11 protein-coding genes are annotated in these 14,214 nt (G+C 43.4%); 1 reads left to right on the forward strand and 10 read right to left on the reverse strand.

Features of this window, described 5'->3' with window-relative positions; genetic code table 11:
• Nucleotides 1-31 precede the first annotated feature (31 nt).
• From rsmB to IEW67_RS03165, 8 genes are all read right to left on the reverse strand, one after another.
• The gene (gene rsmB, locus IEW67_RS03130) at nucleotides 32-1,378 is read right to left on the reverse strand and encodes a 16S rRNA (cytosine(967)-C(5))-methyltransferase RsmB (RefSeq protein ID WP_188631601.1); all 1,347 of its coding nucleotides are present in this window, start codon (nucleotides 1,376-1,378) and stop codon (nucleotides 32-34) included.
• Nucleotides 1,379-2,320, reverse strand: a complete 942-nt coding sequence (gene fmt / locus IEW67_RS03135; RefSeq protein ID WP_188631602.1) for a methionyl-tRNA formyltransferase — start codon at nucleotides 2,318-2,320, stop codon at nucleotides 1,379-1,381.
• 117 nt (nucleotides 2,321-2,437) lie between these two features.
• Complete coding sequence (priA, locus tag IEW67_RS03140; protein ID WP_188631603.1) at nucleotides 2,438-4,846, reverse strand: primosomal protein N'; 2,409 nt, start codon at nucleotides 4,844-4,846, stop codon at nucleotides 2,438-2,440.
• On the reverse strand, nucleotides 4,843-6,051 hold the full coding sequence (gene coaBC, locus IEW67_RS03145; RefSeq protein WP_188631604.1) for a bifunctional phosphopantothenoylcysteine decarboxylase/phosphopantothenate--cysteine ligase CoaBC: 1,209 nt from the start codon (nucleotides 6,049-6,051) through the stop codon (nucleotides 4,843-4,845). Before coaBC ends, priA begins: the two co-directional genes overlap by 4 nt.
• 97 nt (nucleotides 6,052-6,148) lie before the next feature.
• Nucleotides 6,149-6,352 (reverse strand): DNA-directed RNA polymerase subunit omega, encoded by a 204-nt coding sequence (gene rpoZ / locus IEW67_RS03150; RefSeq protein ID WP_188631605.1) that lies wholly within the window; start codon nucleotides 6,350-6,352, stop codon nucleotides 6,149-6,151.
• 1 nt (nucleotide 6,353) lies between these two features.
• On the reverse strand, nucleotides 6,354-6,968 hold the full coding sequence (gene gmk, locus IEW67_RS03155; protein ID WP_188631606.1) for a guanylate kinase: 615 nt from the start codon (nucleotides 6,966-6,968) through the stop codon (nucleotides 6,354-6,356).
• Nucleotides 6,969-6,979: 11 nt separating this feature from the next.
• A complete protein-coding gene (gene remA / locus IEW67_RS03160; RefSeq protein ID WP_188631607.1) occupies nucleotides 6,980-7,246 on the reverse strand; it encodes an extracellular matrix/biofilm regulator RemA in 267 nt (88 codons plus the stop codon).
• A 343-nt stretch (nucleotides 7,247-7,589) separates the two neighbouring features.
• Nucleotides 7,590-10,244 carry a calcium-translocating P-type ATPase, SERCA-type gene (locus IEW67_RS03165; protein ID WP_188631608.1) on the reverse strand — a complete coding sequence of 885 codons (2,655 nt, stop codon included), beginning with the start codon at nucleotides 10,242-10,244 and terminating at the stop codon, nucleotides 7,590-7,592.
• A gap of 177 nt (nucleotides 10,245-10,421) precedes the next feature.
• On the opposite strand from IEW67_RS03165, the gene IEW67_RS03170 reads away from it, so the two are divergent.
• Entirely contained in the window at nucleotides 10,422-12,128 is a 1,707-nt protein-coding gene (locus IEW67_RS03170; protein ID WP_188631609.1) for an Rqc2 family fibronectin-binding protein, read from the forward strand.
• A 545-nt stretch (nucleotides 12,129-12,673) separates the two neighbouring features.
• Here IEW67_RS03170 and IEW67_RS03175 read toward each other — a convergent pair.
• Complete coding sequence (locus IEW67_RS03175; RefSeq protein ID WP_188631610.1) at nucleotides 12,674-13,105, reverse strand: organic hydroperoxide resistance protein; 432 nt, start codon at nucleotides 13,103-13,105, stop codon at nucleotides 12,674-12,676.
• Between the two features lie 231 nt (nucleotides 13,106-13,336).
• Entirely contained in the window at nucleotides 13,337-14,197 is an 861-nt protein-coding gene (locus IEW67_RS03180; RefSeq protein ID WP_188631611.1) for a LysR family transcriptional regulator, read from the reverse strand.
• Nucleotides 14,198-14,214: the final 17 nt, after the last annotated feature.

Raw genomic sequence — 14,214 nt, forward strand, 5'->3', positions numbered from 1 at the left:
AGCAAACGTGCCCTAATAACCTGCACGCTGATTATATTCGCTTCATCCTGGTCAGGAAAAAGCCATCGGTTGAAAATGTCTGCGGAAATAATTGCAGCCCGATTTCGGAGAGCCCCGGTGAATACTGTGTCATGGAAGGGAGCTGTTCAAAAAAGGCTGTGTCTGTAACAAACTCCGGATTTTCGATCAAAAAGGCTTTAACAACGTCATCATTCTCTACTTTATCAATTGTACAAGTACTGTATATTAACAGTCCGCCTTTTTTCAATAATGGCGCCGCATTCTTCAGTATCTCTGACTGAATCTTTGCTAAACGGTTAATGTCATCCGCCGTTTTATTATATTTAATATCCGGCTTGCTGCGGATAACACCGAAGCCCGAACATGGTGCATCAATCAGAATACGGTCAAAACTTTCTGTTTCATGTTTTTCCTGTAGTTTACGGGCGTCACCGGGTTTGGCATCAATAATCGTTAAATCAAGCTCAGCTGCTCTTTGGCTTATTTGTTTTGCTTTTTTGGCATGAAGGTCATAGGCATGGATTGATCCCTTGTTTTGCATTTTTTCGGCAGTATGGGTCACTTTGCCTCCCGGCGCACTGCATGCGTCCAGAACGGACATGCCTGGCTCAACATTAAGCATTTCTGTTACAAGCATTGAGCTTTGATCCTGAATAGTGACATAGCCTTCCTCAAAAAGCCTTGTCCGCAATATATTACCATAATCAACTATAATACCCTGTTCGGAAAAAGCTGATGGTCTTATGTCAAATCCGAGTTCATGCAGTTCATCCATTGCGGCTTGGCGGCTTATTTTTAATGGTTGTATGCGAATCGATAATGGTTTTCGCTCCAGATTAGCATGACACATATCCCTTGTCATATCATAACCATACATATCTAGCCACCGTTTAACAAGCCACTCCGGATGACTGGTTTCAACTGTCAGGCGTTCCGTTTTGTTTTCAATGGCGTTTGTGTCTGGGACACCTTTGCGTTGCATGCTTCTTAGCACACCATTGACAAAGGACCCAACCCCCTTATGCCCCCGCTGTTTAGCAATACCAACAGCTTCATGAATGATAGCATGATCGGGAATCCTGTCCAGAAAATGCATCTGATAAACAGACATGCGCAAGAGCATGCGCACCCACGGTTTAACCTTTTTCTTTTTATCGACAAAGGCTTCTAGGTAATAATCCAGTGTCAGCTTTCGTTGAATAGTTCCATAAACAACCTCTGTCAAAAGAGCTTCGTCTCGTTCCGGAATGTTGCGGGATTTAATTTCCTGATCAATTAACAGGTGGCTGAAACCGCTGTCCTGTTCGATGCGCACGAGCAATTCAACGATTGCTTCTCTTACCTGAGAGTTTTCCATCTAATCCCCCATTACAATACCTGTCTTTATCCGGTCAGGTTTTCCTTGCAAATATTGATTCACCGTCATCCGTTTTTTACCTGCAGGTTGTATTTCCGTTATCCGAACACCTTTTTGATTACCGCATACAACGATAAAGGCTTCATTATTCGGGATGTTAACAATTTCGCCGGGACTTCCTTTATAGGTATGATCATCTCTTTCGGCCCACCATACCTTCATCTGATCACCCCTATAAGTCGTGAACGCAACAGGCCAGGGGTGCAACCCTCTAATCTGATTATAAATAACATCATGCGGGTTCTGCCAATCGATCCTTTCCTGATCGCGCTTAATGTTAAAGGCGAATGTCGCCAGCCTCTCATCCTGACTTTCAGGAATGATATTTTGGGCAAATATCTCGGGCAGTTTGTCAGCCAAAAGATCAGCACCCGTTACTGAGAGTTTATCATGCAGTGTCCCGACATGATCAGTGTCCGCAATTTTCACCGACTGCTGGGCGATAATGTCACCGGCGTCCAGTTTTTCGGCCATATACATGAGGGTGATACCCGTTTCCTTTTTTCCTTGTAAAATAGCGTAATGAATCGGAGCCCCGCCCCTGAGCTCAGGCAATAATGAAGCATGAACATTGATACAGCCGAATTCAGGAGTTTCAAGCAGTTCGATCGGCAAAATTTGTCCATAAGCTGCTGTAATGATAATATCAGGTTCATAAGCGAGAACTTTTGAGTATTCATCTTTTAGATTATCCGGCTGGAACACCGGAATATCAAAGTGTTCAGCTGTTTTCTTAACAGGAGAAGATGTGATGACCTTTTTCCTGCCTTTAGGCCGGTCAGGCTGTGTCACAACCAGAACAATGTCATAGTCTGTTTGTATAAGTCGTTTCAAAATGGGCACAGAAAAATCCGGTGTTCCCATAAATACAAGTCTTTTCATTAGGCGCTACTCCTTTCCGGCAGACTCTTTTCCGTAAGCATTACAGTCCTTTTAACACCCACCCACAAAATACATTCAAATCCTATTTTGGCGTATTTTCATAACGCTCAGCTTTGGCTACATGAGTTGGTATGGCTGCATATCTGCCGATATCTGCAAATCGTCTTTACGCATTTCTTCGTCAAATTGCCGAATAATTTTATAGATTAATGTTCGCAGTTGAGGTTCTTGTTTATATTTTACCATGCATTGCCAGCGATATCTATCCTTCACCCGTGATATTGGTGAGGGGGACGGCCCCAGGATGACGGTATCCTCCCCAACATATGTCCTTAAGGTTTTGACAATTTTTTGGGTGGTTTGAACGGCTGTCACATGATTCTGATGCGATACTGTGATTAATGCCAGAAAGACATATGGTGGATATTGAAATTTTTTGCGTACTTTCATTTCATGTTGATAAAACTGAATAAAATTATAATGACTTGCCATTTCAATACTGTAATGTTCGGGTGTATATGTCTGTACAATAACCTCACCCGGCAGTTCATGCCTGCCCGCCCGGCCGCTTACCTGTGTCAAAAGCTGAAATGTTTTTTCGGATGAGCGAAAATCCGGCAAATTCAGCATCGAATCAGCTGTCAGGACACCGACAAGTGTCACATTCTCAAAATCAAGCCCTTTTGCAATCATTTGCGTTCCCAGCAGTATATCCGCTTCTTTATTGGCAAATTGAGTTAAAAGTTTTTCATGGGCACCTTTTCTCCGTGTTGTGTCCACATCCATCCGCAGGACCCTGGCCTCCGGAATCAATTGGGTCAACGACTCTTCTATGCGCTGTGTCCCCGTTCCGAAAAAACGGATTAAATCGCTGCTGCATGACGGACAATACATCGGCATGGGTTCTTCAAATGAACAATAATGACACTTTAACCGATTATTGTACTTATGGAATGTCAGTGCAATATCACAATGCGGACATTCTTTTACATGCCCACATTCACGACACATAACAAACGTTGAATATCCGCGCCGGTTTAGTAACAGGACAATTTGTTCACCGCGTTTGATCCGTTCTTCCATATTGTCTTTCAGACTGCGTGAAAACATCGACCGGTTGCCAGCATGGAGTTCATCGCGCATGTCCACTATATTAACTTCCGGCATCGCTTTGTCATTGGTCCGTTTATTTAAAGTCGTCAGTTGGTAAACACCTTTTTGGGCCCGCGCGTATGATTCCAGTGTCGGCGTTGCACTTCCCAGGATGACTGGGCACTGATGATTTTCACCCCTATGGATAGCAACATCGCGTGCATGATAGCGAGGCTGATCTTCCTGTTTATAGCTGTTTTCATGTTCTTCATCAATAATGATGATACCAAGATTTTCAAACGGGGCAAAAACAGCAGACCTGGCACCGACCACCACTTGAACCTCTTTGCGATGGACACGCCGCCATTCGTCGTATTTTTCCCCGTGGGATAAGGCACTATGCAGCACGGCGACATTCGATCCGAATCGACCTTTGAACCGTCTGACCATTTGTGGCGTCAAGGAAATTTCAGGGACAAGGACGATTGCTTCTTCTCCTTTGTCAATCACATCCTGAATAGCTTGCAGGTAAATTTCTGTTTTTCCGCTTCCTGTAACACCGTGCAACAGAAACACATCATGCCGGTCTTCATGAATATGTTGTCTCACTGGTTTGAGGGCCTTTTGCTGCTGTTTTGTAAGCGTTAGGGCTGCTGTTTTTTCAAACGCCTGATCGTCATGCGGATTCCGGTAGACTTCTTTCTTAAGTGCAGTCAGCAAATTTTTGTTCTGTAAGGCATTGATAACAGCTCGTGTCGTTCCGAATTTTTTCAGTATATAATTAAGTTCGATTTCTTCCGGTCTCTCAATAAAAAAAGCAAGGATCTCCTGCTGTTTTTTGGCTTTATTGGACATATCCTGTAGCGCTTCCTCCAGCAAATAGACTTCCCGTGCCGGCTTCAGAAACGTGATATGCTTTTTGGTAACCCTTGATTTGACCTGGTAATGAACAGCAATATCACCGGCCTGTATTGCTTTTTGTACCTGATAAAAACTGACTCCGGCGTTTCCCAACTCTTCATACGAAATAAAATCCCTTCCGGCAAAAAGGACTTCCAACTGCTCTGAAAGCGATTCAGTTGTCAATCGCTCCAGTTCTTTTTTATAGTTTGCTTTTAAAACCTGTGGAAGCATTGCCTGGAAGGCCGTAATATATAAACTGATGGTCTCTTCTGCCAGCCATTTGCCTAAATCAAGTAATTCCGGAGTCAAAATAGGCGTCAAGTCAAGTATGTCAATTAATTCTTTTAAATGATCAAAGTCGGATTCACCGGTTCTTGCAACAACATACCCCATTACTTTTCGGGAACCAAACGGAACGATGACCCGCATTCCCGGGCGCAGCATTTCTTGAAACCGCTCAGGTATCTCATAATCAAATGTCTGGTTAATGCTGCCTGCCGGAACATCTACAATTACTTTGGCAATATTCACGTTGTTTCATCCTTCATATCACGGGCTATTAGTTTCAGTATTTCTTCAGCAATCTCCTGCTTGGATCTCAACGAAAGTTCTTCTTTTTCCCCGGATTTGTTCACATACGTGACGACATTCGTATCCCCGCCAAAACCGGCGCCTTCAGCAGCCACGTCGTTGACAATAATAGCGTCAAGACTTTTCTTATGCAGTTTGCTGATGCCGTATTCGATCGGATTGGCTGTTTCAGCTGCAAATCCGGCTAAAAATTGGTGATCTTTCACTTCGCCCAGTGATTGCAGAATGTCCTGTGTTCGTTCCATCTCAATATACCAATCATCAGATTGTTTTTTCATCTTGTTATCATAAATATGCTTAGGGCGGTAATCGGATACAGCTGCTGCCTTAATTACGATATCGCTCGTCTGGAAGTGCTCATGCATCTTTGTATACATCTCTTCAGCGGTTACAATATCTACCCGTTTGATGCGTTCGTTGCTGGTCTGTAAGGTGACAGGCCCTGCGACAAGCGTTACATCAGCCTCTAAGTGCGCTGCCGCTTCAGCTAATGCAAATCCCATTTTTCCGGAAGACCGATTTGTTAAAAAACGGACTGGATCGATTTTTTCCTGAGTGGGGCCTGCCGAAATCAGCACTTTTTTTCCTGCAAACAATGCCTTTCCCCCCTGATGCTCTGCAACAGCCGAAATGATGCTCTCCGGCTCTTCAAGACGCCCCTTGCCGACATATCCGCAGGCAAGATATCCTGCGCCGGGTTCAATAAAATGGCACCCCCGGGAATCAAGCTTTTTCATGTTGGCAATAACGGCTGGGTGTGCATACATATGAACATTCATCGCTGGTGCAATATAAACACTCGATTGGGTTGCAAGGAGCACGGTGGAAAGCATATCGTCGGCAATACCATTTGCCAATTTGCCGAGGATATTCGCAGTCGCCGGTGCAAGCAAGGTGATGTCAGCCCAGTCTGCCAGATCAATATGAGCAATTTTGACAGGATCCTTTTCGTCAAACGTATCAATGTACACGGGGTTCCTGGACAATGCCTGAAATGTAAGGGGGGATACAAATTTCGCAGCATTTTCCGTCATAATTACTTTTACATCAGCGCCCTGCTGGTTCAATTTACTTGTCAGAGCACATGCTTTATATGCAGCGATACCGCCTGAAACCCCCAGCAGTATATTTTTATTTCGGATCATCGTACATCCCCTCGTTCCCTAAAATATGGTTGCCACAATTACTACTTCTAAAACTTAGACCCCCGCAAACAAAAAATAACAGCGAGGGTCATCAGGTTTACTTACTATCTTCTTTTACATACAGCTTTTCAGCCATAATCTCTTCAAGTGCCTGCCCAACATATTTATTCGATTTCGGATCGTCAACAAGTACTTTTTCCGTTTCCTGGATTTGGCGTGCCCGCTTGGCAGCAATTGTTACAAGGGTATATTTGGATTTTATTTTCGTTTGCAAATCGTCAATAGACGGCTCGAGCATCATATTAGTCATCCTCCAATAACTTCTTATATTGTTTAGCAATTCGATCACGCTTGCAGTGCTCACTCTGAATGATCGATTGAATCTTAGTGACGGCAGTATCAACATTATCATTGACGACGACATAATCATAAGCATCCATCATGTCGATCTCTTTCCGAGCTTCTTTCAGCCGCCTGAGAACCAATTCCTGTGATTCTGTTCCCCGCTCAACAATTCGGTTTTTTAATTCTTCCAGACTGGGCGGAAACAAAAAGATAAAAACACCTTCCGGAAAATTCTCCTTCACCTGCATAGCACCCTGTACTTCAATTTCCAGGAACACGTCTTTGCCATCCTGCAGTGTGTCCTCCACATACTTACGCGGTGTCCCGTAATAATTATTGACAAAACGTGCATATTCCAAAAGCTGTCCAGCCTCAATCATCTGTTCAAATTCCTCATTCGTCCTATAAAAATAATCGACGCCTTCCGCTTCACCAGCGCGCATTTCTCTAGTGGTCATGGAAATCGAATACTTAAGCTCATTAGCACGCTTAAAAAGTTCCCGTCTCACAGTTCCTTTCCCTACGCCTGAAGGTCCGGATAAAATGAATAAAATGCCATTTTCATCAATCACAGCGCTTCCTCCTAGTTATTCTCGTCTAAAACTTCCTCATGACTGATTACACGCTGTCCGACCGTTTCCGGCTGTACAGCCGACAATACCACATGGTCACTGTCTGTGATAATAACAGCACGTGTCCGGCGTCCATAAGTTGCATCCACTAACTTATTATTGTCACGCGCTACTGTAATAATTCGCTTAACCGGTGCTGATTCCGGCGAAACAATCGAGATTACCCGATTGGCCGAGACCACATTTCCAAATCCTATGTTAATTAACCGTAAACTCACGTTAGCTCCCCCTTAGATTTCTGTCTGTTTTCATCAAACACTGGCGTCACTCTATCATTATAATAAATCTATTATAGTGTAAATAAAAACGAAAATACAACCATTTACTGTATAAATTAAACTTATTCTTGTATTTCCTCAGTATTGTGTAAAACCATAGAAAGAAATATAACGTGTCTGTATTTCCAAGTTTTCATTATAACAGTGTATCGCGTATTAGAAAAACTCGGCATTCGGCTCGCCTTATAACGAATGCCGAAGCTTTTCTTATAAAGTCACCCATAATTTATACTTTCTGACGTTAAAATAAAAACCCTTCCTGAACAGAAGGGTTTTCAAGTTATCATTTTTTGGTAAAGCCAAACAGAACACTCGGCAGACAACTGAACGCAAGTACCATCACCCAGTCCTTTAGATTCAGCGCTGTTGTATGGAATATCGGCTGTAAAGATGACCAGTAGATGACAACCAGTAACAGCAATACCGATGATAAAACTGCCAAAACAAGATATTTATTTTCAAACGGGTTACGTGCAAAAAACGAATGTTCGCTCCGGCAGTCAAATACATGAATAAGCTGAGCCATAACCAAGGTGGTAAAAGCGACTGTCTGGCTGTAAATCAAGTTATCAGGATTGCCCTGATAGGCGAGCATAAATGCAATTAGGGTAACAAGACCGATCACAATACCGCGGCTGACAATTTTGAATCCAAGCCCCCTGGCAAAAATACCTTCTTTTGGATTCCTTGGCCCGCGTTTCATGACATCATTTTCTGATTGATCCAATCCAAGAGCCATTGCAGGCAGCCCGTCTGTTACAAGATTGACCCACAATATCTGAACCGGTACCAGCGGAAGCGGCATGGCCAGCAGCATGGCAAATAACATAACCAGAATTTCGCCAACATTGGATGCTAATAAGTAACGGATAAACTTGCGTATATTCTCATAGATATTACGGCCTTCGATAATGGCCGATTTTATCGTTGCGAAATTATCATCCATTAAAATGAGCGAAGAGGCTTCCTTGGTCACATCCGTCCCGCTTTCACCCATACTGATTCCAATGTCACTGGCTTTAATTGCCGGGGCATCGTTAACACCGTCTCCTGTCATGGCAACAACATGGCCTTCTTCCTGCAAAGCCTTCACAATTTTTAATTTATGTTCAGGCGTAACTCTGGCAAAAACATAAACCCGGTCAATAATATTCTGCAGCTCTGATACGGACATAGTGTTCAGCTGATAGCCATTGAGAACCACTCCGTCCTCCGGGAGCAGGCTCAGTTCCGAAGCAATGGCCCGGGCTGTTTTTTCATGATCACCGGTGATCATCACAGGTTTAATCCCGGCGTCCCGGCATTCTTCAATTGCTGTTTTCACCCCTTTTCGCGGCGGGTCCATCATCCCATATAAGCCTACGAGCGTCAGGTCCTTTTCCAATACCGCTGAATGAAGGGATTCCTCTTTTGCCAACGGCCTCATAGCAATCGCCAGTGTCCGCAATGCTTTATCTGCCATCTTGTCTACTGCAAGGTTCATTTCCTGTTTGTCTTCAGTTCGCATCAGTTTTCTTCCTTGCTCTCTCATAACGTAATTGGAGCGGGGCAACAATACTTCAGGTGCTCCTTTTGTTATCAGGAAACGCATTTTATTATCATCTTCCACCACTATGCTCATCCGTTTCCGATCTGAGTCAAACGGCAGTTCCTTGACAACACGATAATTATCGTAAAGCTGATGCGACAGCCCCAGCTTCCTTGCTGCAACCAGCAGTGCACCATCTGTTGGGTCACCGTCCACATAATACTTCCCTTTCTTCATCATTAACGATGCATGATTACAAAGCATGCCATACAAAAACATCGATTCCAGATTTGGAAAATTTCTGTCCACCATATCGTTATTAAGAATAACATTTCCTTCTAAATCATAGCCGTCACCTGTTACATTCAACCATTTTCCATTCAGAAACACTTCTTTTACCGTCATTTGGTTTTCAGTCATGGTGCCAGTTTTGTCCGAACAGATGATTGAAGCGCATCCCAGCGTTTCAACGGCCGATAGTTTCCGCACAATGGCTTTTTTCCTAATCATGCGCTGAACACCCAGTGACAGTGCAACCGTAACGATGGCCGGCAAGCCTTCCGGTATGGCAGCCACAGCCAAGGAAACACCGGCCAGGAACATATTATATACCGGGTGACCTTGATAAACCCCAGCGAGCACAACCAGAGCCGTCAGAAGGAGCGCAACCGCAATTAGAATCTTGCCCAACTCAGCAAGTTTATGTTCAAGCGGTGTCGTTGTTTTTTTTGTTTTAACCATAAGTGAGGCAATTTGTCCCATGACCGTATTCATTCCCGTTCCAACGACAATGCCCCTGCCTGATCCCCGTGTCACTAACGTACTCATGAATCCCATATTTACCTGATCCTGCGCATCAAGCTTGTCCCTTGCAATACTGGCGGCGTGCTTCATAACAGGCAGAGATTCACCGGTCAGTGCGGATTCCTCCGTTTCCAGACTGCTGGATTGTGTTATTCGAATATCAGCTGGAATTCTGTCCCCGCTTTTAATTCTTACAACATCGCCAACAACCACGTCCCGCGAAGGAACCTTTTCCCATTTACCATCACGGAGTACGGCTGCAATGGGTGCCGACATTTCTTTTAATTTGGCAAGCGACTTTTCAGCTTTCTGTTCCTGAAAATATCCTAAAAATCCATTAACCAGAACGATGATCATAATAGCTATTGCATCAACATATTCACCAAGCATCCCGGCGATTAAAGTAGCAGCAAGCAATATCAGCACCATAAAATCCTGAAATTGTTTCAGAAAAATAAGCCACTTGGAAACATTTTTCTCGGATGCAAGCTGATTCGGACCGTACTGTTTCTGCCGCTGACCTGCTTGTTTATCTGACAGACCGTGCTTTGTAGTCACATGCAGTTTTTGCTCGACTGTATCGACATCCATCTGATACCATTTCATCCAGCATACCCTCCAGATTCATCTTAGGACACTCATTTTTAAACCTTCCGGCAGCCTTCATTGTTGCAGACTTATTGAGCGTTATTCTGTATACCCATACCTATGCAGACTCGTCCGGAAACATGCTATAATGGATAGAAAAGTAGGAAGAGCCCGTGTGCAGGAAGAGGTGGTTACATGCCATTTGATGGTATTGTTACCCGCGCGGTAACAAACGAAATAAACGAAAAAATCATACCGGGGAAAATTGCAAAAATATATCAGCCGACAGACAATGAACTGGTTTTTACGATAAGAAGCCATGGGCAGAACCATTCACTTCTGTTATCAATTCATCCTGTATATGTCCGGTTGCATTTAACAAAAGATTCATATAAAAATCCAAAGGAACCGCCGATGTTTTGCATGCTGCTCAGAAAGCATCTTTCAGGAGCGGTTATCAACTCTGTCACCCAATACGGAATGGAACGAATTATCACGTTCATGGTACAGTCGCGGAATGAGATCGGAGATATCACAACCAAGAAACTGATCATTGAGTTGATGGGTAAACATAGCAATGTGATGCTGCTTGACGCAGAAAAAGGACACATTTTGGATAGCATGAAGCACATACCCGCTTCACAAAACCGTTATCGTACAATACTGCCGGGTTTTGACTATAAGCTGCCGCCAAACCAAAATAAATTAAATCCTTTGGAGATCGACAGTGATACACTTATCCGTAAACTGGACTTTAATGCAGGAAAAATCGAAAAACAAATCGTCCAGGCTCTGACTGGCATATCTCCATTTATAGCCAATGAAATTATTCATCAGGCTAAGCTTGGCAATATTGAAACCTACAAGGAAAAATTTGAAAACATGCAGGAACTAATCCGAAACAACCGGTTCACACCTGCCATTTACCGCAACGGGAAAGAAGATTTTCATGTACTTCCACTTACGTATCAGAGCGGTAAAATAGAATCGTTTAACGATACGAATGCGATGCTTGATTCCTTTTACTCCGGTAAAGCCGAGCGTGACCGAGTCAAACAGCAAGCAAAAGACTTGTATCAGTTTATAAAAAACGAACGCGACAAAAATACGCGCAAGCTGAAAAAACACGAAAAAACGTTAAAGAAAGCGGAAAACGCAGTAATCTATCAGCGGCTTGGCGAACTGCTGACAGCGAACATGCACCAAGTAAAGTCAGGGGATGCAGAAGTTACCGTTATTGATTATTATGACCCTGACCAGAATAACATGACGATAGAGTTGAATCCGAACAAGACACCGAGTGAAAATGCCCAGAGTTTTTTCAAAACCTATCAGAAGTTGAAAACATCAAAAGAAAAAGTGCAGCAAGAAATTAAAAAAGCTAAGAGCGAGACAATCTATCTAGAACAGCTACTCCAGCAAATTAATGCTGCCCGTGAGGCAGATATTGCGGAAATACGCGATGAACTGCGGGAAGAAGGATACTTGAAGAAACAAAAACAAGGTAAAAATAAAAAGAAAATACCCAAGCCAAGTCCGGAGAAATTCATGGCTTCCGACGGCACTGTCATCTTAGTTGGCAAGAATAATAAACAAAATGACTATTTAACAATGAGATTGGCACACCGCGATGAGACCTGGCTGCATACAAAAGATATTCCCGGATCGCATGTAATTATCCGTTCAAGGGAACCGAGCGACAATACATTGCTTGAAGCGGCGCAGCTTGCCGCCTATTTCAGCAGATCACATCAGTCATCCTCTGTCCCTGTTGACTATACGAAAGTAAGGCATGTGAGAAAACCCAACGGTGCAAAACCCGGTTACGTGACTTACGACAGGCAAAAGACTGTATTTGTCACACCCGAAAAAGATACAGCGGAGAAATTAAAAGACGGATAATCCCTATGAGGAGATATTACCCGTCTTTTATTAGAAAAACTCAGCATTCGCCCCGTCTTATAGCGAATGCCAAAAGCTTTTCTTATAAGGTCATCCATAATTTATACTTTCTGACGTTACTAAATAGACTCTTCTCGTAAATACTGTTGCTTTTCATTCTCCTGGTTGATATAAATCACAACACAACTTTAAATAGAAGTCAGTACGTCTTCAACCGCTCCGGAAATACACTCCGCTAAATTTGGTTCACAGAATCTTTATGAATCAAACTATTTTAAGCCGGATAAAACTGGATTTCTTAAATATCAAGTCTAACAGCTGGAATATGCGAGACCCCAACATAGTGTTGATTGGAGCGGAGGGCAGGAGACTCCTGCGGGAAAAGCAACAGCTGAAGACCCCGCAGGAAGAAGTTTTCTTCCGAGGAGGCTGAAGCGTTGCCCGCGGAAAGCGACTGCCCGAAGCGGAAATCAACCCTGTCACTACGTCGCAGTTTATGGATTTTACGCCAGAATAGTTTGTGGCGAGAAACCTTTAATTCTTTGTCAACTCGGTTTTTCAACTGCTTTAGGATTCAGGGTTACGTCGATATTACCGCGTGTTGCTTTCGAATACGGACAAGCTTGATGTGCATCTTGAGCCAGTTCTTCTGCTTCTTCCGGGTTTACCCCTTCGATTTCGATGTGCAGCGTAGCCGCAATTTTAAAACCACCGTCTACAGGATCCTTCATAAAATCAACTTCGGCAGTCGTTTCTGATTCGATTTTTTTATTTTGATTTGAAGCCACAAGATTAAGTGCACCGTCAAAGCATGCCGAATATGCTGCTGCAAATAATTGCTCCGGGTTTGACCCTTTATTTTCTTTATCAGTTGCAGGATTGACCAAATTCAGATCGATTAACCCATCGGCTGACCGAACATGTCCATCACGTCCATTTTTGGCAGTCGCTTTTGATGTAAAAATAACATCGTTCATTTGTTAAGTCACTCCTTTAACGTATTGTCTATTATCTATTTTCCTTATTCTTCAGCATGTTAAACAATATTTAAAGAGGTTGTTCAAAAAGTCCGGTAAACATGACACTTCGAATTTCTTCGTTGGCTTGTTTCTCCACCGCTCATGTATCTAAAGGCATACATTCCGCTGCTCGAAACTGCGCCGCCTCGAACTTCTTGGTCCTTTTTATCCTCCTTTATGAACACGCACTTAAAGGAATTTTTTATCTAATATTGCTGACAAAAATCGATCAACTTGTGGCAGCTTTCGTACGCCTTCCTGATAGCAAACCCAAGTATCCCGGGTGACAGGCTGGCCATCCAGAATGAGCGGAATGTGCGGGTAATATGCCATCAAGCTGTCCGAAACACTCTTGGGAAGTACCGCCATTCCAAGGCCTTCCTGCATAAACTGCCTGCACGTTTCAATCTGATCGACATGGAGCATTTTTATCGGATTTATCTGATCCTGATGGTGATAGAGCCAATTATCTACCAGCTCATGCATGCTGTCATCGCTCTTGAATGAAATCAGCGGTCGCTTTTTCATTTGACCAGTTGGAAATGGCTCTGTATCGAACATGTAAAGCGGATCTTCGAATAGTAGTTCACTGACGGAGTCTTTTAATTTTTCGCCCCGAATGATACAAACATGGTAGTTTTTGTGTTCACGTTTAATATCTTCACTAATACCTGTGACCAGATCAATCGCTACTTTTGGATACGCATTGGTATAGTCACCAAGAATAGAAGGCAAAAAACGTTGACTGACCAGCGAAGAGCACGCAAGCGACAAGGAACCTTGTACCTCACCGCTGGATTGGGCAAGCATATTTTTAATCGCCTTTTCCCCCTCAACGACTTTGCGGGCATGTTCCATAATCATTTGACCGGCAGGAGTAAGTACGAGACTTTTTGATGTGCGGATAAACACCGGCTCGCCAAAATATTCCTCAATATATTTCAAACGCTGTGTCACAGCAGGCTGAGATATGAGAATCGCTTTTGCCGTACCGCGGATAGTGCCGACTTCTTTTAGCTTCAACAATAGTTCATAGTCATCTATTTTCATAATGCATACCTCATTTG

The sequence above is a fragment of the Lentibacillus kapialis genome (assembly GCF_014646635.1).
Taxonomy (GTDB): domain Bacteria; phylum Bacillota; class Bacilli; order Bacillales; family Amphibacillaceae; genus Lentibacillus; species Lentibacillus kapialis.